Raw genomic sequence first — 20,301 nt, 5'->3', positions numbered from 1 at the left:
ACAACGGTATGCTAAGAACAAAAATGCCGTTCACTCTTAAGTGAACGGCATTAGACCCAAGGCCGCTTTATTCTTCTATGTTTTCACTTCTTTATATAAGCAAGCAAACGTTACTTCTATCGTGTTAATGGTTATAGCGTTCGCTAATGATAATAGTGCTGACTAATGATAATAGCGCTAAAGGTTATAGCGCTAATGGCTCATGCTTCTTCACCAACCCGAAGTCAGCCAATATCGCGTAAGCGGCAGGGATCATAAACAACACCAGTAAGGTTGAAGCAAATATGCCAAACACAATTGAAATAACCAGAGGCTGGATAACCTGAGCCTGCAAGCTGGTTTCCGTCAACAGCGGTAGCAAACCTGCCGCTGTGGTCATTGAGGTCAAGAATACCGCACGGAAACGCTCACGACTGGCCTTCACCACCGAGTCATGAACGCTATCTCCCTCATCAACATGGTGACGAATGTATTGCACTAGCAAGATGGAATCATTGACCACGATTCCGGCAAGCGACACAAAGCCCATCATGCTCGGCATGCTTAACGCGTGCCCTAACAGCCAGTGACCAACAACTACACCAATGAAGGCCAGTGGAATCGCTAACATTACGACGATCGGTTCCAAGTAGCTTCGGAACTGATAGCTCAGAATCGCAAACACACCGAATAAACCCAATAGGAAGCCTTTACCCATTGAGGCCCCGGTCTTCGCCGCATCTTTGGCTTCCCCTTCAAAATCAAAGCGTAAGCCCGGATACTTTTGAATAAGCTTAGCGGCTTCATCTTTTTGGAACTGAGCCAAAATTGCTGAAGAGCTCGCTTTCTTATTATCAATATCACCAAAGATACTGATGGTTCTCAGCCCATCGATACGTTGGATTCGTACGTAGTTACGTTGGAAATCTAGCGTTGCCAATGTCGCTAGCGGAATCTGGCTGCCATCTGCAGTGATGATTGGGAAGTTAGCCAGTTGCTGCAAATCCCCTGCCTGTTCTTTATCAAGGCGTACCTCAATCGAAATGTTCTCGACCCCAATTTGGATTTCATCCGCAGTCTGACCAAAGAAGGCCGCACGCAATTGGGAAGCAATCATCTGCCCATTCACATTGTAGGTTTCAGCACCTGGGCGCAGTTTAACTAAGATCTCTTCCTTACCCATGCGCATGTCATCAAGCACGCCGTGCACACCATCAAACTGATTGAGGTACTCTTGAATATCTAAAGAAGCCGATTTCAACGCGGCAAGATCATCATGTTTGGCGCGGATCTCGATAGCACGACCGCCCGGCCCCATCGTCGGTTGTTTGAAAACTAGCGAGATAGGATCAGCCAAATCGCCGATGTCTTCCCGCCATGCATCAATAAAATCATCGATCACCGTGTTGCGACTCTCTGCACCACGCAAGTCTAAGCGCACAGTGGCTAAGTGTGGGCCTGATTCATTGGCATCTGCGTTTGCATTGAATTGGCTGGTGATATGCTCAACCAATTTATTACCGTCCTCAACCTCTTCACTCCACTGCTCATTCAAACGTTCAGCCGATGCGACTATTTTATCGACGACTTTCTCGGTTTGAGACAGTGATGCACCCGGTGGAAGAATGATGCGAGCCTCGGCAATATCACCATCCAACTCAGGGAAAGGTTGGAATTTGACAACGCCACCTGCAATCAATGCTACCGAAAGCAGCAGCAGGGTAAGCACTCCGCCCATAAAGGCATAGCGGAACGTCACGACCTTCTCGACCATGTTCATCAAAGTGGTATTGCGAAAGTTCTCAAACTTCTCAAGCAGAACGACTTTAAAGCGCAGCGCTGGCTTATCATTTTTTTCTTTGTGTAATGAATGAGATAAGTGATTTGGTAGAATAAGAAACGCTTCGATTAAGCTCAGCGACAACACCAAGATAAGCACCTGAGGCACCGCTTTAAGCACCGCACCCATTTCACCATCAAGGAACAACAAGCTACCAAAGATACACACCGTGGTTAGGAAAGAAGACAAGACTCCGGGAAGCACTTTCTTTACGCCGTTGTACACCGCATCGTCAACGTTTTGCCCCCGATCCAGATGGGAAGCTATAGATTCGGCTATCACTATGGCGTCATCCATCATGATACCAATCGCCATTAATAAACCAACCAGTGACATAATGTTGATCGACAAGCCCAAGTTAGCCATTAAGAACAAGCCACCAAGGAAGGCTACCGGCAAACCTGCTGCAACCCAGAATGAATATCGTAAACTGAAGAACAGCCACATGGTTGCGAACACCAACACAATACCTTGCCAGCCATTGCGCACCATCATGGTTAGACGATCCCAAAGTACCGACGAGAGATCGTTGGTCATTTGCAATGTCACGCCATCGGGCGCAATCGCGCTTTGATCTTCAACGAATCGAGTCACGTTCTCTTTAATTCGTAACGCATCATCTTCTTTGTTCTTACTGATTTTCAACAGAGCAGATGGCTTACCATCAAATAGAACCTTCTGTTCATCAAGCTCAAAGCGGTCGGTTATTTTGGCTATGTCTCTCAAACGAATCACCGAGCCATTAGGCGCAGATCCAACCACAATACTTTCCAATTCAACCGGCGTGATGCGTCTTTCATCAAAACGAATCAGAAAATTTTTGTCTGGCGTCTCAACGTTACCGCTTGGCAGTTTTACATTCTGACGGCCAATTTGGTCGGCGATATCACCGACACTCAAACCCAACTGGCGAATGGCTTGGGTATCCAGTTCGACACGATATTGGTGATCGGAAAAACCACTAACTTCGACTAAAGAAACGTCGTAATCGAGCTTCATGGTTCGTTTGAGATCTTCGGCGTAAGCTTTGAGTTCAGGCCATGAGGTTTCGGCTGTAATCGCGATATCAACTACCGGTTCATTCCAATCCAACTCTTGAACAACCGGAGATTCAATCTCACTAGGGAAATCATTGATCGAGTTGATCTGAGTTTGAACGTCCACCAGCATTCGGCCAATGTCCGCTTTCTCATTTAACTTGAGAATTAAACGAGCGCTGCCTTCGATGGCTTCACACTGAGTCTCTTCAATGTTGGCTAAGCCGTCTACTGCATCTTCCATTCGCACACATAAGCTCTCTTCCACTTCTTGTGGTGATGCGCCGGGATAAACGATCGCCGCCATAATGTAAGGTGGATCATAGGCAGGAAAGGTTTCACGTTTGATGGTTGATAGTGAGCTTATACCCAAAATCAACAACCCAAGCATCAACAAGTTTGCTGCTGTTGGGTGCCGAGAGAAAAACTTGATCATGACGCACTCTCCTGAGTATCTGATTCAAGCTCAGCCTCTTCAGAGTTCGACTCTTTCAGTAACATGCCTTCGATTGCTGGCAGGACATCATTGAGAACTAGTTTATCTCCCGTTTGTAGCTCACCACTCACAACCACTTGATTGTCTCTGCGATAAAGCACTTCAACATTCACCACTTGCAAACGCTGATTGTCGTCCATCAGGTAAACCTTATCACCATGCAGTGCTCGCTCAGGCACAACCCAACTCAGATTCGCGACACCTTCAATCTCCGCTTTAACAAACATACCATTGACCAACGGAGGAGCGCTGTCTGGTTGCAGTTGTGAGTAGTCTTGAGCGATTTCAAGAATGATCCCTGCTGTCGCTTGGTTCTCATCAACCGTCTCACTGATTCTCGCCACCTTTGCAGGCCAATTGAGGTTAAGGCTGCCACTGTTTAGCTGAATACTTGCTTTGATCGGCGCTTCATAAGGGTTTGGTATGCCTGCGGCATCACGAGGGAATAGAGTAAAGCTTGAGGCTAAAGTTTGCATATCGTGAATAGAGAGTTGCGCCTCAACTTCCATAACTTTAATCCCGTGAGCAACAAACATCTCTTGCTGAAGATTAACCACTTGGTTCTGTTCAATATCAACCTGCGCAATTCTCATCGCTCTAGGTAGGGTGATGGTTGTTTTATCTAAAGAGCGTTGCGCCTCTTTTACTTTAGAGACATTCACCTTAATCACGGCTTCCGCAACACGCTTTTCATCTGGCATCAATGCAATTTGGTTATCAATATCCAATACAAGCTTCTGTTGAGACAGTGCACTTTGTTGTTGCAGGTCGACATCCGATTGAGAAGTCAGCCCTTTCTTACGCAGATCTTGTTTACGTTGTAGCTCTTTGTTGCTGATCACTAAGCGGTTCTTTTCGATCTTAAGAGTCTGATTCAGGTTGTCTTCTTCTTGATTCAATTTAGCTAATGAGGTCTGGCTTGATTTAAGATCCGCTTCAGCTTGTACCAACTTCAACTCGTAATCCAAGGGATCGATCTTAAGTACCTCAGTACCCGCTGGAATGAACTGCCCTTTTTCTAGGTCTGGATGTCGATAAACAATCTGCCCTGTCACCTCGGCAATGGCTTTCCATTCAACTTTAGGGACTACTTTGCCAAAGCCCACTGCCAACGGCGCGATCATTTGTTGTTCTAAACTAACTGTTTCGACTAGACGAGCCCTATCTCCCGCGGGCTTAGTCGGCAGATCCGGCTTTAAGCTAATCGCAGTCACAAGGCCGATGACACCAACCGCAAGTGCTGGGAAGAAGAGTAGTTTTTTATTTATTTTCATTATCTTTTGTCCTGCACTGCAGAAGGGCTCGGTGCGTTGATAAAGCCTTCGGTCATCAATTGAATGTTGTGTTCGATTAAACGGTTAAGAAATTCTTCATTAATCTCAATACCATGGATTGCTAATAGAGGGGGCGGAGCAATGAAGGGGAACACCATCAAGCTTATATACGAAACTCGACACAATTTTGGATCCATGTTCTGTTTTAAGATGCCTTGTTCAACCAGCTTTTCAAAAATGACATCTTGGGCTGGCTTGGCGACATCGAGAAAAACCTTTTCGAGCAACTCTCTTTGCACTTCAGAGGGAGGCATATTCATCACTTGAGCAATCAAGCGAGGAAACTTGGGCACCTTGACCATCTCTTTATAGTAAGTCCGCATTAAATCAAGAAAGTTCTCATGGCTGCTTTCTTCAACCAATCTCTGCATTTGCAATTGCATCGGTCGTAGCGTTTCACGCAGCATCGCCTCAAATAATCCAGCCTTACTGCCAAAGTAATAACGGATCATCGCAATGTTCACACCCGCACGATCAGCAATCAGGCGTGTCGAGACCTTGTCGTATGACTGAACGACAAACAGATCACGAGCATGCTCAATCAATAGTTGTCGAACATCTAAGTTCTGTTGAGGTCGCCCCGCTTTTCGTGCTGTCATGGCATCAACCTATCTCTATAATTAATCATTCGATTAATTATAGAGATAAACAGGCATAACAGTAGAAGATTAATTACTCACTATTTAATCAATTGATTAATTACTTTAGTCACGCTTGTGATTTTTTTGGTGAATCGTTCCATTAAAAATATTTACTACAAAGTTTTAACCTACACATCAGCCAAACGATAAACTAACCCGCCAATACAAAACCACCATTTAGTTGATATCGCTAACACTTAAACAAAAAACAGCACAAACAAAACCAAAACACTGCCAATGCACGCTGATATTGGATTTTCTTGTTTGACGCTCAGAATAAATTACGGTAAATATGGTGTTAACAGTTTATTTACGGATATTTGTGTAATGATTTTTTCTTCTTCTCTACTGCTGAAACTTCTCCTTATCGTGAACCAATCGCGCGGGTAAGTTGTGGGTCAAGAACTACACAAATATTAAAACCCGCACTGAGCGGGTTTTTTTGTAACTGGCACTTTTAAAAGAACATCATTCTTAATAATAATTTGGATAGCAATCGATTCATTATCGATATAAGGAAGCACCCATGAACGATCAAGTAATAATTTTTGATACTACCTTACGTGACGGCGAGCAAGCATTGGCTGCAAGCCTTACGGTAAAAGAGAAGTTACAGATCGCTTATGCTCTTGAGAGACTGGGTGTAGATGTTATCGAAGCTGGCTTCCCTATTTCTTCTCCGGGTGATTTTGAGTCAGTACAAACCATCGCTAAACACATCAAAGACAGCCGTATTTGTGCGCTTTCTCGTGCCGTAGCGAAAGATATCGATGCCGCTGCCGAAGCGCTTAAAGTTGCTGACCAGTTCCGTATTCATACCTTCATCTCAACATCAACGGTTCACGTACAAGACAAATTACGCCGCAGCTACGATGACGTAGTAGAGATGGCAGTGAAAGCAGTCAAGCACGCTCGTAACTATACCGATGATGTTGAATTCTCTTGTGAAGATGCCGGCCGTACCCCTATCGACAACCTATGTCGCATGGTTGAAGCCGCGATTAACGCAGGCGCGAAAACCATCAACATTCCAGACACAGTGGGCTACACAGTACCAAATGAGTTTGGTGGCATTATCAAGACGCTATTCGATCGCGTACCCAACATCGACCAAGCGATCATCTCTGTTCACTGTCACGATGACTTAGGTATGTCGGTTGCAAACTCAATTGCTGCTGTGCAAGCGGGCGCTCGCCAAATTGAAGGCACAATCAACGGTATTGGCGAACGTGCAGGTAACTGTTCTTTAGAAGAAATTGCAATGATCATCAAAACTCGCCAAGAGCTTTTGGGTGTTCATACTGGCTTGGATCACAAAGAGATTCACCGTACCAGTAAGTTGGTTAGCCAACTTTGCCACATGCCGATTCAAGACAATAAAGCAATCGTCGGTGCTAACGCATTCAGCCACTCTTCAGGTATTCACCAAGATGGCATGCTTAAGAACAAGAACACTTACGAGATCATGACACCTGAGTCTATTGGCTTGAAAAACAAAGCCTTAAACCTAACAAGTCGTAGTGGCCGAGCAGCTGTTAAGAGCCACATGGACGCGATGGGTTATAAAGACAATGAGTACAACCTAGATTCATTGTACGAAGACTTCTTGAAGCTTGCTGATCGTAAAGGACAAGTGTTCGATTACGACCTAGAAGCATTGATGCACTTCGCGAATCTACGTGATGAAGATGACTTCTATAAACTTAACTACCTAAGCGTACAATCTGGTAGTGTTATGTCTACCACCAGCATCAAACTGCAATGTGGTGATGAAGAGAAATGCGAAGCGGCTGTCGGCAACGGCCCGGTTGATGCTTTATACCAATGTATCTACCGCTTAACAGGCTACGAAATCGCGTTGGATAAGTTCGACCTAACTGCAAAAGGTGAAGGTGAAGATGGCTTAGGTCAAGCTGACATCATTGCTAACTATAAAGGCCGTAAGTACCACGGTACGGGCGTTTCAACCGATATCGTTGAAGCTTCTGGTCAAGCGTTGCTACACGTTATCAATAGCATTCAACGCGCAGACACCATTGCTGAAATGAAGCAGCAAAAATTCGCGACAGTTTAATACCCCAATAACAGAGCCCTAGAGCCGATGTTGTTGGCTTTAGGGACAAAATTTAAAACGAGCGAAAGAGCTCAGTAACAAGAATTAAAGGATTAACATGACTGATAAATCATACAAGATTGCCGTACTACCTGGTGATGGCATTGGCCCAGAAGTAATGCAGCAAGCACACAAAGTGCTAGACGCAATCGAAAAGAAGCACGCGATTAGCTTTTCTCGTGAAGAGTATGATGTTGGTGGTATCGCAATTGATAACCACGGCTGTCCACTTCCAGAAGCGACAGTAACAGGCTGTGAAGAATCTGACGCGGTACTTTTCGGCTCGGTTGGCGGCCCTAAGTGGGAACACCTTCCACCAAACGATCAACCAGAACGTGGTGCCCTACTTCCTCTACGTAAACACTTCCAACTGTTCTGTAACCTACGTCCTGCACAAATCCACAAAGGTCTAGAGTCTTTCTCTCCTTTGCGTGCTGACATCTCAGGTAACGGCTTCGATATCGTTGTAGTTCGTGAACTAACAGGCGGCATCTACTTCGGCCAACCTAAAGGTCGTGAAGGCGAAGGCGCAACTGAGAAAGCTTTTGATACAGAGGTTTATCACCGTTACGAGATCGAACGTATTGCAAAGATTGCGTTTGAATCTGCACGTCTACGTAACAAAAACGTTTACTCAATCGACAAAGCAAACGTTCTGCAGAGCTCTATCTTATGGCGTGAAGTGGTTGAAGAAATCGCAAAAGATTACCCAGATGTCACGCTAAACCACATGTACATCGACAACGCGACCATGCAGCTAATCAAAGACCCATCTCAGTTTGACGTAATGCTATGTTCAAACATCTTTGGTGACATCATCTCTGATGAGTGCGCAATGATCACAGGCTCCATGGGTATGCTTCCTTCTGCAAGCTTAAACGAAAGCAACTTCGGCCTATACGAACCAGCAGGTGGCAGCGCACCAGATATCGCAGGTAAGAACATTGCGAACCCAGTCGCGCAAATTCTTTCTGCAGCGCTAATGCTTCGTTACAGCCTAGGCGAAGAAGCGGCAGCACAAGACATCGAATCAGCGGTATCTAAAGCACTTTCTGCAGGTGAGCTAACGGCAGACCTTGCAGGTAAGAACCAAGCACTGACTACCTCTGAAATGGGTGACAAGATCGCTGAGTACATCTTAGCTTCATAAGCTAAATGCTCCGATTGAAGCAAGTACATAAGAATAATATCAAGCCAAGTCATCGTAAACCGCATGACTTGGCTCGAAACAAACACTGGGACTGATGATCCCAAGGAAGAAAAGCTATGTCGACAAACCAGCAAGCAAAAACCTTATACGAAAAAGTTTATGACGCTCACGTTGCAGTTGCAGCAAAGGGCGAAACGCCAATTCTTTATATCGATCGCCACTTAGTCCATGAAGTAACGTCGCCACAAGCCTTTGATGGTCTGCGTGAAAAAGGCCGTAAAGTTCGCCAAGTAGGCAAAACTTTTGCGACGATGGATCACAACGTATCGACACAAACCAAAGACATCAACGCTTCTGGTGAGATGGCTCGTATCCAAATGGAAACACTATCGAAGAACTGTGAAGAGTTTGGTGTCACGCTCTACGACCTAAACCACAAATACCAAGGTATTGTTCACGTAATGGGCCCTGAGCTAGGTATTACACTGCCGGGCATGACCATCGTATGTGGTGACTCACACACAGCAACACACGGTGCATTTGGTTCTTTAGCATTCGGTATCGGTACTTCTGAAGTTGAGCACGTTCTAGCAACGCAAACGCTAAAACAAGCTCGTGCTAAAACCATGAAGATCGAAGTAAAAGGCAAGGTTGCTGCGGGCATCACGGCAAAAGACATCGTACTAGCGATCATCGGTAAAACAACGGCTGCTGGCGGTACAGGCTACGTGGTTGAATTCTGTGGTGAGGCAATTACCGACCTTACGATGGAAGGTCGTATGACGGTATGTAACATGGCAATCGAGCTTGGCGCTAAAGCAGGCTTAATCGCCCCTGATGCAACGACATACGAGTACATCAAAGGTCGTAAGTTCTCTCCACAAGGTGAAGACTTAGAAGCAGCAATCGAATACTGGGACACATTGAAAACCGATGTTGACGCTGAATTCGATGCAGTTGTGACATTAGAAGCAGCAGACATCAAGCCACAAGTTACTTGGGGCACTAACCCAGGTCAGGTTATCTCGGTAGACACGCCAATCCCTGCACCAGAAAGCTTTGCAGATCCTGTTGAGAAAGCTTCAGCAGAAAAGGCTCTGGCATACATGGGTCTTGAAGCAGGTAAATCGTTATCGGATTATAACGTCGATAAAGTGTTTGTTGGTTCTTGTACTAACTCGCGTATCGAAGACATGCGTGCAGCAGCAGCAGTAGCGAAAGGCCGTCAAGTAGCGAAACACGTTCAAGCATTGATCGTTCCGGGCTCTGAGCAAGTTAAAGCACAAGCAGAAGCTGAAGGCTTAGATGTAATCTTTAAAGAAGCCGGCTTTGAATGGCGTTTGCCAGGTTGTTCTATGTGTCTTGCAATGAACAACGACCGCCTTGGTCCACAAGAGCGCTGTGCTTCTACATCAAACCGTAACTTTGAAGGTCGCCAAGGCCGTGATGGTCGTACGCACCTAGTTAGCCCAGCAATGGCAGCCGCAGCAGCAATCGCTGGTCACTTTGTCGATATTCGTGAACTTTAATTAGAGGATTTAACATGTCAGGTTTTCAACAACACACCGGATTAGTCGTTCCTCTAGATACGGCCAACATCGATACTGATGCGATCATTCCAAAGCAGTTTCTACAGAAAGTGAACCGTATCGGTTTTGGTAAGCACTTGTTCCACGACTGGCGCTTCCTTGATGATGCAGGCCAACAGCCAAACCCTGAGTTTGTAATGAACGCACCCCGCTATAAAGGCGCTTCAATTCTTCTCGCTCGTGAAAACTTTGGTTGTGGTTCATCTCGTGAACATGCACCGTGGGCGCTTGCCGATTACGGTATTAAAGTGATGATCGCGCCAAGCTTTGCAGATATTTTCTACGGTAACTCGATCAACAACCAGATGGTCCCTGTTCGTCTGACAGAACAGGAAGTCGATGAACTATTCCAGTTCGTTGAGGCAAACGAAGGCGCTGAGATCGACGTTGATTTAGAAGCAATGAAAGTCAGTGCGAATGGAAAAGAGTACTCGTTTGAGATTGATGAGTTCCGTCGTCACTGTTTGCTGAATGGCCTAGATAACATCGGCCTAACGCTTCAACACGCAGATAAGATTTCAGAGTTTGAAGCTAAGATTCCTAGCTTCCTGAAGTAAAGAAGTCTTGAAGTAGAGTCACACAGTTTTGTGTTCATATAAAAGGTTGGCCTAGCGCCAACCTTTTTTATTTGGTTCAATCTTTTATTTAACTCAACGTCTTTATTAAACTCAACCCTTTATTTAGATAAGTTCCGCTATTTAACTTAAGAGCCATGAAAGAAAATCGTAAAGCATAAGGTCTTAGTAGTCAGTCATCAGGAGAATGCCATGAAACAACTACTTTTTATTGTCAGCCTACTTTTCTCAACCTTAGCTTGGTCTGCGCCGAAATCCGATCTTTGGCCATACTGGAATCGAAGCAACGAAACCAATCTAGAACAGGTACCTCATCAAGATTGGCAGCTATTCCTCGACAACTACTTAGTTCAACAAGGTCAAAATACCCTAGTTCGCTACCAAGCAGTGAACACTGCCGATAAGACCAAACTCAAGCAGTACATCAAGAGATTAGAACAGGTTAATCCGCTCGACTATTCAAAAGCGGAGCAGTATGCCTACTGGGTTAATCTATATAACGCCGTGACTGTCGATTTAATTCTTGATGCCTACCCAATAAAATCCATCACTAAACTCGGTGGTCTATTTAGTTTCGGACCATGGGGAGATGATGTGGTAAGCGTTAACGGGAAGTCACTGACACTCAATGACATTGAACATCGAATCCTAAGACCGATTTGGCAAGATCCGCGCACTCATTATGCGGTGAATTGTGCGAGTTTGGGTTGCCCTAACTTACAACCTCAGGCCTTTACTGCTGACAAGACTGATATGTTATTGGAGCTTGCTGCATCTGAGTATGTAAACAGTGATAAGGGTGTATTGGTTAGCAACAGCAAACTACAACTATCATCGATTTACGAATGGTTTGCTGTGGATTTTGGTACAGAGAAACAGCTCATTCAGCACTTAGACCAATATCGAACAGAAGCAGTAACCAATACTCAAAATATCAGTTATGACTACGACTGGTCGCTTAACCAAGCAAACTAGTTTTAACGTTAAAGCTCATGAATTAAGCTAAACAAAAAAGAGGCGAGTTGTTTAAAAACCACTCGCCTCTTTTGATCTATTTGACAGTTTCTAGAACTAGAAACTTGAACTCGGTTGCTGTAAGAACTTAATTTCTTCGGCAGTAGATTCTCGTCCCAACACCTCATTACGGTGCGGATAGCGACCAAACTGCTCAATGATAACCTTGTGCTTAAACTCAAAATCAAGATTATGTTCTAACCCCGTTTGAGAAAAGAGCTCCACGGCTTGTTCATGAACCAACAAAGATTCACTGTGCATATAAGGCATATACAGGAAGCTTTTTTGTTGCTCGTTAAGCTGGTGATCAAAACCACCCGCTACCGCCTCTTGCGCTAGAACTAACGCCATCGGGTCAGCCGAAAAAGCTGTCGGACTGTTTCTACCAATATTTCGAGAAAACTGATCAAGCACGATAATTTCAGCTAAGCGCCCTTCTGCATTTTGTCGCCACTCAAATAGCTCGCCTTGAATGGCTGCTTTATGCAATTCAGAAAATCGAGACTCTATCAAAGTGTCAATCTCGGCGCCGCCAGTAAACCAATCTTTAGGCGTCAACTCATCGAACCAAAACTCTAGAACATCCTGATACATTACCGTCATATAATTCCCTTTAATAAAAAACCGAGTAACTTTGTTATTACTCGATCTAATGTTCGATTACTTAAAACCTTTGACCTTCTTTATCAAGTCATAAGCATTTTGAATTTCTTGCGATTTTTCTTTCGCAACATTCATCATCTCAGGCGGTAAACCCTTCGCCATCAGTTTATCTGGGTGATGTTCATTCATCAGCTTGCGGTAAGCTTTCTTCACCTCTTTACCCTCGGCACTTTCACTCACACCAAGAACTTTAAACGCATCGGCCAATTGGTTTTGTTGCGAAGCCTGTTGCCAACCAGATGACTGCCCGTGACCTTGATGACCACCAAAGCTTCCACCCTGCTGTTGAAAACGGAATGCAGCTTCTTGCATCTGTAAACGGCGTTCTAGTTGTTCTGCAGAAAAGCCAAGACCTTGCGCTATCTTATGCAGAACTTGGCGCTCACTAGGATGCAAGCTGCCATCAGCAAATGCTGCGGATACCTGTAGCTCTAAAAAGAACTGCAGAAGATCAAAACGGCCGCCCGATGAGATCTTCACACGCTCAAGCACATCGCTTAACGGGAAGTCACTTTCTTTGCCATCACGAAACGCATCTTGCGCCGCTTTACGTTGCTCGCCATGCAGGTTCATGCGCTCCATCATTGTAGAAGCGAGCTGAATCTCTTCCGGAGTTACCTGTCCCTTGGCTTTAGCAACATGTCCCATAACCGCAAAAGCCGCTTTAAAGAACTCGTTTTGCCTTTCAGCTTGGCTTGGACCTCGTCCAAAACCAGAGCTATTGAAGCCCGATTGGTTCAATCGGCGAGCTTTATCAAATTGGTGCCCTAAAAATAGGCCAAAAACTAAACCGAGCGGCCCCCCAAATAAAAAACCAAAAAAAGCGCCCAAAATTTTGCCAAATATTTGCATTATGTGTTCTCTATCTATGAATTTTGTCTGAGTAATGCTGTCTGATGATGCTGAATGCTAATATTTCCTTTATCATAAGGAAAATGCTTTATTAATTGGATTGATACTAGATCAACCCTTCATCTAGTGACACAGGATAGTTCAACTTCATGCAATCTTTTTCCCGCACCTTGTTAGCCGCGTCTATAAGTACGGCATTATACGTATCGACAACTCAAGCTGAAACAACCACCGATAATAGTGTGCAGGAAATGCCCGCTATAGGTCAATGCTTGATCAAACCCTCGAAAGATCCTATCGACCAATGCAGAGTTCAACCCGTATCAGAAAACGATACACAACTGCCAGCTCACGTTGAGTCAGATCGTTTAGAAGCGATCAATGGTGACAAGGCAATCTACTCAGGTGATGTAAGAGTTACCCAAGGAAACAAAACCATCCTTGCCGACAATGTAACGCTTCACCAACAAGAAAATATCGTTGTAGCTGAAGGCAACGTAAACTTTAGCGATGGTCAAATTAAATCAGTATCAGAAAGAGCAACCAATAATCTGACTACCGATGAAATGACGCTCGAAAATACCAATTATGAATTCCTCTGTGAGCAAGGCAGAGGAGAGGCGGTTTATATCGCGAATACAGGTAAAGCCGTCTATGAAATCGAAGACGGCTCAATCACCTCTTGCCCTATTGGCGACAATGCATGGCGACTAAGAGCATCAAGTATCGATGTCGACCAAAATGAAGAAGAGGCTACGTTCTACAATCCAAGATTTGAAATTCAGAGTGTTCCTGTTTTTTACCTGCCTTACTTAACCGTTCCGATTGGTGATACACGTAAAACAGGTTTCTTATATCCGACGGTATCATATGGCTCAAGTGATGGTTTTGAATTTGAGATCCCGGTTTATTGGAACTTGGCACCAGAATATGATCTGAAAACCACCTTTAAACACATGAAAGAGCGTGGTACTCAGCTTAACAGTGAATTTAGATATTTAAGCGATTTTGGTTCAGGGATAATTAAGTCAGAATACTTGCCTGATGACAAAAAATACCCAGAGAAAGGCAAACGTTGGGGGGCTCAACTTTATCACTCAGGAATATTCCAAGAATCTTGGTTGTTTGAAATTGATTACTCAAAAGTTGGCGATATCGAGTACTTCACAGATGTCAACGGAAGCGGCATTGGTAACCGTGAGGACGGTCAGTTACTTCAAGAAGGGCTAGCAACCTATCGATCTCAAAATTGGGATGCCTCTGTACTTGTGCGAGACTTTCAGGTTCTTACAAACTCAAAAAACAACCTCCCTTACCGCCTGCTCCCACAGCTTGAATACAACTATTATGCCCCTGAGGTAACGGAGTATTTAGACTTCGATCTGATCAGCCATGTGTCTCTGTTTGATACCGATGCAAAAGGCAAACCATCAGCAACTCGTATTCACGTTGAGCCTGGAATTACAATCCCTGTAGGCAACACTTGGGGGACTTGGACCACAGAAGCCCGACTGCTTGGTACTTACTACCAACAAGATCTTGATGGTGTTGATACCACAAGTGACAAATATAAAGATTTAGAAAAATCAGTAAGTCGAGTAATCCCTGAATTTAGGAGTCATGCAGGTATCGTTTTAGAAAGAGATACCAAGGTCATTGGTAACTACACTCAAACTCTAGAACCCCAAGTTCAATACCTGTACGTACCAAAAGAAGATCAAAACAACATTGGTCTTTACGATACGACACTTCTGCAGACTGATTATTATGGTCTCTTTAGAAGCCGTAAATACAGTGGTGTAGACCGCATCGCTGCAGCTAACCAAGTAAGCTACGGTGCATCATCTCGTTTCTTTGATGATGAGTATAAAGAGCGACTCAATGTGTCTTTTGGACAAATCTTTTATATCGACAAAGATACGAAACAACATCTAACACTTGATACTAAAGATAAGAACTCGAATTACTCATCTTGGGCTGTAGAAGTCGACTTTAATTACGACGACTACCTGTTTTATCATGGTGGTGTGCAGTACGACATCGACACCACAGCAATGCAACTAGCCAACAGCACCATTGAGTACCGTTTTTCTGGTGGTTATATCCAAACCAACTACCGCTACGTAACCAAAGAGTATATCGAAGACACTGTTGATTTTAATGTTGGATCGATTACTAAAGATGGTATATCTCAAGCAGGATTACTCGGAGCCTACCAGATTTCACGTAAGTGGAGTGCCAGCGCTCAGTACTTCTATGATTTAACAACCGAAGAGAACCTTGAGTGGTTAGCTAAACTCAATTACAAGTCAGATTGTTGGTATATCGGCTTCACCTATAGTAACCAATTACGTAGATGGGAAGGTGATTACATCAACACATCGAATGCGACACCAGTATACGAGAAAAACTTTGGCTTTAACTTCGGTATTGTTGGCTTTGGTACCAACATAGGCTCAGACTCAAGCGAAGTAAGTGAAACAAGCTCAGGTAACGCACTCAGCTACGGTCGCCCATTCTTCTTAAACAACTAACTTTCTTTACTGATAAAACATCGGTAAATATAAAGGATTACACATGACATTGTGGAAACGCACATTAATAGCTATCGCAGCCGCTTGTACTTTATCAACAAGCTATGCCGCACCAGTTGAACTCGATAGCGTAAAAGTAATCGTCAACGAGGGCGTGATCTTACAAAGTGACATTGATACTTCAATGAAAACACTGCGTGCAAACGCGAAGAAAAGCGGGCAAACACTACCATCACAAGACGTGCTCAATGAACAAGTACTCGAAAAGTTGATCATCGATACAATTCAGACCCAAGAAGCGGAACGTATTGGGGTTCGAATTGATGATGCTCGACTGGATCAAGCGATTGAAGGCATTGCCAAAGATAACAACCAAACAGTGCAACAACTTACAGCATCGGTTGCTGAAGAAGGCCTGAGCTACAATGCATTTCGTGAGCAAGTAAGAAAAGAGATTGCGGCAAGTGAAGCGCGCAATGCCTTGGTTCGTCGTCGTATTAATATCCTTCCTGCAGAAGTTGACAACCTAGCGGACATCTTAGCGCAAGAAACCAATGCGACGGTTCAATACAAAATTGGCCACATTCAACTGCGATTCAATGACGACCAAACCAAAGAAGAATTGGAAGCACAAGCGACTGATTTAGTGGAAGAGCTAAACAACGGCAAAGACTTCAGCACCATGGCTTATACTTACTCTAAAGGCCCTAAAGCACTGCAAGGTGGTGATTGGGGTTGGATGCGTAAAGAAGAGATGCCTACGATTTTTGCAGATCAAATAAAAATGCAGAACAAAGGCAGCATCATCGGCCCTTTCCGAAGTGGTGTTGGCTTCCATATTCTAAAAATTGAAGACGTAAAAGGTTTGGAAACCGTTGCAGTTACCGAAGTTAATGCACGTCATATTTTGATTAAGCCAACGGTTATCTTGAGTGATGACGGTGCGAAAGAGCAGCTTGAAGAAATCACTCGTCGTGTAAACGCAGGTGAAGCGAGCTTTGGTGACCTTGCACAGCAATACAGCCAAGACCCAGGTTCAGCAGTACAAGATGGTGAGTTAGGCTACCAAACTCCGGATTTATACGTACCTGAATTCAAGCACCAAGTAGAAACGTTACCTGAAGGTAAAATCAGTGCGCCATTCAAAACCGTGCACGGTTGGCACATTGTTGAAGTACTAGACCGTCGCGAAGTCGACCGTACCGATTCAGCATTGAAAAACAAAGCTTATCAAATTCTATTTAACCGTAAGTTCAACGAAGAAGTTGGTGCTTGGCTGCAAGAAGTAAGAGCTAGCGCCTTTGTTGAAGTGGTCGAGGATGACCAAGATGACAACTAAACGCCTTGTCATTACAGCAGGTGAACCGGCTGGAATAGGGCCAGATTTAACTCTCGCATTATCCCAAGAAAGCTGGCCACATCAGCTCGTGGTTTGTGCGGATAAAAGCCTATTAGCAGAGCGAGCTGAAATGTTAGGGATTGAGGTTGAGCTGTTGGATTACGATTCAACAGCTCCTAAGCAACCTCAACGATCTGGAACATTGGTTGTGAAACACGTTCCACTAACTGAAACAGCAGTTGCAGGCCAACTCAACGAGGCTAACGGTCATTACGTATTAAATACTTTAGAAACCGCAGCAATTGGCTGTATGAATGATGAATTTGATGCTATTGTCACCGGCCCTGTTCACAAGGGTGTAATTAACCGAGCTGGCGTTGCTTTTAGTGGCCATACCGAGTTCTTTGCAGAGAAGTCCAATACTCCACTTGTCGTGATGATGTTGGCAACAGAAGGGCTGCGTGTTGCTCTAGTAACAACGCACATCCCGCTAGCTTATGTATCTCAAGCAGTGACCGAAGACAGATTAGAGCAAATCATTGCTATTCTGCATAAAGACTTGGTTGAAAAATTTGCTATTGAGAAACCAACTATCTACGTGTGTGGTTTGAATCCACATGCTGGTGAAGATGGTTGTTTGGGTCGTGAAGAGATAGAAACTATCACCCCTACGCTAGAAAAAATTCGCCAGAAAGATGGTATTAATTTAGTTGGCCCATTGCCAGCAGACACCATCTTTAATGAAAAATATTTGCAAGATGCAGATGCTGTTTTAGGTATGTATCACGACCAAGTACTCCCGGTATTGAAATACAAAGGGTTTGGTCGCTCAGTGAACATCACGCTTGGCTTACCGTTTATTCGCACATCAGTCGATCACGGTACCGCCTTAGACTTGGCAGGGAAAGGCCAAGCCGATACAGGGAGCTTTAGAACAGCGCTCACGCACGCCATTGAATTAGTAGAGAAAAAGCAATGAGAAATGATGTCCACTTAGGGCACAAAGCGCGTAAACGTTTTGGTCAAAACTTCCTTAACGACCCATACATTATTGATGGAATCGTATCGAGTATTAACCCACTACCAGGCCAGAACTTAGTAGAAATCGGCCCTGGTCTGGGCGCAATTACTGAGCCTGTTGGCAAGCTTGTCGACAAGTTCACAGTAATTGAACTGGATAGAGATCTTGCTGAACGTCTGCGTAATCACCCTGATCTTACTGAAAAGTTAACGATCTATGAGGGCGATGCAATGAAGTTCGATTTCGAACAACTTGTTAAGCCAAACAACAAGCTGCGTATCTTCGGTAACTTGCCATACAACATCTCTACACCATTGATGTTCCACCTTTTTGAGTTCCATAAAGACGTGCAAGACATGCACTTTATGCTTCAAAAAGAAGTCGTTAACCGATTAGCAGCGGGTCCTGGTACTAAAGCTTACGGTCGTCTAACGGTTATGGCTCAATATTACTGTAAAGTCACTCCTGTTTTAGAAGTGCCACCAACAGCATTTGTTCCGCCACCGAAAGTAGACTCTGCAGTCGTTCGCCTTCAGCCTTATGAAGTACTGCCTTACCCGGCAAAAGATCTTAAGTGGTTAGATCGCGTATGTCGCGAAGGCTTTAACCAGCGTCGTAAAACAGTACGTAACTGCTACAAGAGCCTAATTGACAAGGAAGTGCTTGAAGAGCTAGGTGTAAACCCTGGCATGCGCCCTGAGAACCTGACGCTCGAACAGTTTGTCGATATGGCGAACTGGTTGCACGACAGTCACAACGCTGATAAATAATCGAAAAAGGCTCCTACACTTCGGTGAGGAGCCTATTTTTTATGTAATACTTAAAGCATACCAACAACAAAAGGTGCGAATATGGATATATCTACGCCTTGTATCAAATGCCAAGTTCATTCTAAATATATTGAAGAACAATCTGAGCCATCTAAGAATCGCTACGTTTTCGCTTACATCATTACCATCAAAAATCTAAGTAAAACAACAGTACAACTTATGTCTCGTCGCTGGCTGATTACTGATTCCAACGGTAAACAACTCACCATAGAAGGTGATGGCGTGGTTGGACAGCAACCTGTGATTGAAGCCAATGACGAATACACATACACCAGTGGCACCGTCATCGAAACCCCAGTGGGAGTCATGCAGGGACACTATGTAATGACCGATCATAAAGGCATTGATTTCATAACAGAAGTCGACCCATTTAGACTGGCCATCCCCAATATTCTTAACTAGTACACATCTACCACTTACAGGAAAATGCTGTGTCGAATTATATTGTCGGAGACATCCAAGGATGCTTCGACGAACTTCAGTTACTGCTTGAAACCATCAACTTTGATAAACAACAAGATACGTTATGGGTCGCCGGAGACATAGTTGCTCGTGGCCCTAAATCCTTAGAGACGTTACGTTTTGTTCGTAGCCTTGGCAGTTCAGCGAAGGTGGTATTGGGTAACCATGATTTACATCTACTTGCGGTCTCCTTAGGCCTCTTTTCAGCCAAACCAAAAGACAAGACTCAACCAATTCTTGATGCTGAAGACCGTGACCAATTGCTGGAATGGTTAAGACAACAACCCTTGATGCAAGAACACCCTGAGTTTGTCATGACACATGCGGGCATCTCACCTCAATGGGACTTAGAACAAGCACGTACAGAGAATCGAGAGATAACGTCATTACTGAAATCGGACCGTTGGCAGTGGCTTATTGAGAACATGTACAGCAACACGCCAGATCTCTGGAACAACGAGTTGCAAGACATCGAACGTTATCGCTATGCGATCAATAGCCTGACAAGAATGCGCTTCTGTTTTGAAGATGGCCGACTCGACATGGCATGTAAGCTACCACCGAATGAAATTACCGATGAACCACTAGTGCCATGGTTTGACCTTCCGCAACGCATAAAGCTCGATAAAACCGTTGTTTTTGGACACTGGGCTGCGCTTGAAGGCTATAACGGAAAAGATGTAATTGGACTTGATACTGGGTGTGTGTGGGGGGGAGACTTGACGATACTTCGCTGGGAAGACAAACAGTTTTTCACTCAAAAAGCGCTATAGAAACACGAGATACGAGATACGAGATACGAGATACGAGATACGAGATACGAGATACGAGA

General features: G+C 44.4%; 16 protein-coding genes. 11 read left to right on the top strand and 5 right to left on the bottom strand.

Translation table 11 applies throughout. The annotated features are described in order from the left end of the window. Positions 1-184: 184 nt before the first annotated feature. The 3 genes from AB6D80_RS21035 to AB6D80_RS21025 are packed head-to-tail and all read right to left on the bottom strand — an operon-like array spanning position 185 to position 5,285. Positions 185-3,292 (bottom strand): efflux RND transporter permease subunit, encoded by a 3,108-nt coding sequence (locus tag AB6D80_RS21035; RefSeq protein WP_102250509.1) that lies wholly within the window; start codon positions 3,290-3,292, stop codon positions 185-187. Continuing rightward, a complete protein-coding gene (locus AB6D80_RS21030) occupies positions 3,289-4,626 on the bottom strand; it encodes an efflux RND transporter periplasmic adaptor subunit (protein WP_372189494.1) in 1,338 nt (445 codons plus the stop codon). The genes AB6D80_RS21035 and AB6D80_RS21030 overlap by 4 nt, the downstream gene beginning before the upstream one ends. Continuing rightward, positions 4,626-5,285: a TetR/AcrR family transcriptional regulator gene (locus tag AB6D80_RS21025; protein ID WP_009847815.1), complete on the bottom strand. Its 660-nt coding sequence runs from the start codon at positions 5,283-5,285 to the stop codon at positions 4,626-4,628. The genes AB6D80_RS21030 and AB6D80_RS21025 overlap by 1 nt, the downstream gene beginning before the upstream one ends. Before the next feature lie 568 nt (positions 5,286-5,853). Between AB6D80_RS21025 and leuA the strand changes: the two genes are divergently transcribed. The 5 genes from leuA (at position 5,854) to AB6D80_RS21000 (ending at position 11,729) form a co-directional block, all read left to right on the top strand. Next, positions 5,854-7,401, top strand: a complete 1,548-nt coding sequence (gene leuA, locus AB6D80_RS21020) for a 2-isopropylmalate synthase (protein WP_009847816.1) — start codon at positions 5,854-5,856, stop codon at positions 7,399-7,401. 97 nt (positions 7,402-7,498) lie between these two features. Then, a complete protein-coding gene (gene leuB / locus AB6D80_RS21015; RefSeq protein ID WP_017102937.1) occupies positions 7,499-8,590 on the top strand; it encodes a 3-isopropylmalate dehydrogenase in 1,092 nt (363 codons plus the stop codon). 116 nt (positions 8,591-8,706) lie between these two features. After that, positions 8,707-10,119: a 3-isopropylmalate dehydratase large subunit gene (gene leuC / locus AB6D80_RS21010; RefSeq protein ID WP_017102936.1), complete on the top strand. Its 1,413-nt coding sequence runs from the start codon at positions 8,707-8,709 to the stop codon at positions 10,117-10,119. A gap of 14 nt (positions 10,120-10,133) precedes the next feature. Next, positions 10,134-10,736: a 3-isopropylmalate dehydratase small subunit gene (gene leuD / locus AB6D80_RS21005; protein WP_017102935.1), complete on the top strand. Its 603-nt coding sequence runs from the start codon at positions 10,134-10,136 to the stop codon at positions 10,734-10,736. A gap of 210 nt (positions 10,737-10,946) precedes the next feature. After that, positions 10,947-11,729 carry a DUF547 domain-containing protein gene (locus AB6D80_RS21000; protein ID WP_017102934.1) on the top strand — a complete coding sequence of 261 codons (783 nt, stop codon included), beginning with the start codon at positions 10,947-10,949 and terminating at the stop codon, positions 11,727-11,729. Between the two features lie 96 nt (positions 11,730-11,825). Here AB6D80_RS21000 and AB6D80_RS20995 read toward each other — a convergent pair whose 3' ends face one another. Then, on the bottom strand, positions 11,826-12,371 hold the full coding sequence (locus AB6D80_RS20995; RefSeq protein WP_371708226.1) for a DUF924 family protein: 546 nt from the start codon (positions 12,369-12,371) through the stop codon (positions 11,826-11,828). Positions 12,372-12,428: 57 nt separating this feature from the next. Next, on the bottom strand, positions 12,429-13,283 hold the full coding sequence (djlA, locus tag AB6D80_RS20990; protein ID WP_102543954.1) for a co-chaperone DjlA: 855 nt from the start codon (positions 13,281-13,283) through the stop codon (positions 12,429-12,431). 149 nt (positions 13,284-13,432) lie between these two features. On the opposite strand from djlA, the gene lptD reads away from it, so the two are divergent. The 6 genes from lptD to AB6D80_RS20960 all read left to right on the top strand — a co-directional run bounded on the left by lptD (position 13,433) and on the right by AB6D80_RS20960 (position 20,242). Beyond that, the gene (gene lptD / locus AB6D80_RS20985; RefSeq protein WP_372189491.1) at positions 13,433-15,817 is read left to right on the top strand and encodes an LPS assembly protein LptD; all 2,385 of its coding nucleotides are present in this window, start codon (positions 13,433-13,435) and stop codon (positions 15,815-15,817) included. 43 nt (positions 15,818-15,860) lie between these two features. After that, positions 15,861-17,156, top strand: a complete 1,296-nt coding sequence (gene surA, locus AB6D80_RS20980; RefSeq protein ID WP_009847824.1) for a peptidylprolyl isomerase SurA — start codon at positions 15,861-15,863, stop codon at positions 17,154-17,156. Continuing rightward, complete coding sequence (pdxA, locus tag AB6D80_RS20975) at positions 17,146-18,135, top strand: 4-hydroxythreonine-4-phosphate dehydrogenase PdxA (protein WP_032500665.1); 990 nt, start codon at positions 17,146-17,148, stop codon at positions 18,133-18,135. The genes surA and pdxA overlap by 11 nt, the downstream gene beginning before the upstream one ends. Continuing rightward, positions 18,132-18,947 carry a 16S rRNA (adenine(1518)-N(6)/adenine(1519)-N(6))-dimethyltransferase RsmA gene (gene rsmA, locus AB6D80_RS20970; protein ID WP_372189489.1) on the top strand — a complete coding sequence of 272 codons (816 nt, stop codon included), beginning with the start codon at positions 18,132-18,134 and terminating at the stop codon, positions 18,945-18,947. Before pdxA ends, rsmA begins: the two co-directional genes overlap by 4 nt. 81 nt (positions 18,948-19,028) lie before the next feature. Then, positions 19,029-19,409 carry a Co2+/Mg2+ efflux protein ApaG gene (apaG, locus tag AB6D80_RS20965; RefSeq protein WP_009847827.1) on the top strand — a complete coding sequence of 127 codons (381 nt, stop codon included), beginning with the start codon at positions 19,029-19,031 and terminating at the stop codon, positions 19,407-19,409. 29 nt (positions 19,410-19,438) lie between these two features. Continuing rightward, positions 19,439-20,242 carry a symmetrical bis(5'-nucleosyl)-tetraphosphatase gene (locus tag AB6D80_RS20960; protein ID WP_009847828.1) on the top strand — a complete coding sequence of 268 codons (804 nt, stop codon included), beginning with the start codon at positions 19,439-19,441 and terminating at the stop codon, positions 20,240-20,242. The last annotated feature ends 59 nt before the right edge of the window (positions 20,243-20,301 follow it).

Source organism: Vibrio sp. 10N.247.310.17 (assembly GCF_041466605.1).
Lineage (GTDB): Bacteria > Pseudomonadota > Gammaproteobacteria > Enterobacterales > Vibrionaceae > Vibrio > Vibrio tasmaniensis_A.
Note: the sequence above shows the minus strand (reverse complement) of the source record. Positions and strands in the feature narration are given on the sequence as shown.

What these genes read in the sequence shown, in the direction of transcription:
- leuB (WP_017102937.1), top strand. Translation starts at nt 7,499, where the DNA reads ATGACTGATAAATCATACAAGATTGCCGTACTACCTGGTGATGGCATT.
- leuA (WP_009847816.1), top strand. Translation starts at nt 5,854, where the DNA reads ATGAACGATCAAGTAATAATTTTTGATACTACCTTACGTGACGGCGAG.
- leuC (WP_017102936.1), top strand. Translation starts at nt 8,707, where the DNA reads ATGTCGACAAACCAGCAAGCAAAAACCTTATACGAAAAAGTTTATGAC.
- apaG (WP_009847827.1), top strand. Translation starts at nt 19,029, where the DNA reads ATGGATATATCTACGCCTTGTATCAAATGCCAAGTTCATTCTAAATAT.
- AB6D80_RS21030 (WP_372189494.1), bottom strand. Translation starts at nt 4,626, where the DNA reads ATGAAAATAAATAAAAAACTACTCTTCTTCCCAGCACTTGCGGTTGGT.
- lptD (WP_372189491.1), top strand. Translation starts at nt 13,433, where the DNA reads ATGCAATCTTTTTCCCGCACCTTGTTAGCCGCGTCTATAAGTACGGCA.
- AB6D80_RS21000 (WP_017102934.1), top strand. Translation starts at nt 10,947, where the DNA reads ATGAAACAACTACTTTTTATTGTCAGCCTACTTTTCTCAACCTTAGCT.
- surA (WP_009847824.1), top strand. Translation starts at nt 15,861, where the DNA reads ATGACATTGTGGAAACGCACATTAATAGCTATCGCAGCCGCTTGTACT.
- AB6D80_RS20995 (WP_371708226.1), bottom strand. Translation starts at nt 12,371, where the DNA reads ATGACGGTAATGTATCAGGATGTTCTAGAGTTTTGGTTCGATGAGTTG.
- pdxA (WP_032500665.1), top strand. Translation starts at nt 17,146, where the DNA reads ATGACAACTAAACGCCTTGTCATTACAGCAGGTGAACCGGCTGGAATA.
- leuD (WP_017102935.1), top strand. Translation starts at nt 10,134, where the DNA reads ATGTCAGGTTTTCAACAACACACCGGATTAGTCGTTCCTCTAGATACG.
- AB6D80_RS21025 (WP_009847815.1), bottom strand. Translation starts at nt 5,285, where the DNA reads ATGACAGCACGAAAAGCGGGGCGACCTCAACAGAACTTAGATGTTCGA.
- djlA (WP_102543954.1), bottom strand. Translation starts at nt 13,283, where the DNA reads ATGCAAATATTTGGCAAAATTTTGGGCGCTTTTTTTGGTTTTTTATTT.
- AB6D80_RS21035 (WP_102250509.1), bottom strand. Translation starts at nt 3,292, where the DNA reads ATGATCAAGTTTTTCTCTCGGCACCCAACAGCAGCAAACTTGTTGATG.
- rsmA (WP_372189489.1), top strand. Translation starts at nt 18,132, where the DNA reads ATGAGAAATGATGTCCACTTAGGGCACAAAGCGCGTAAACGTTTTGGT.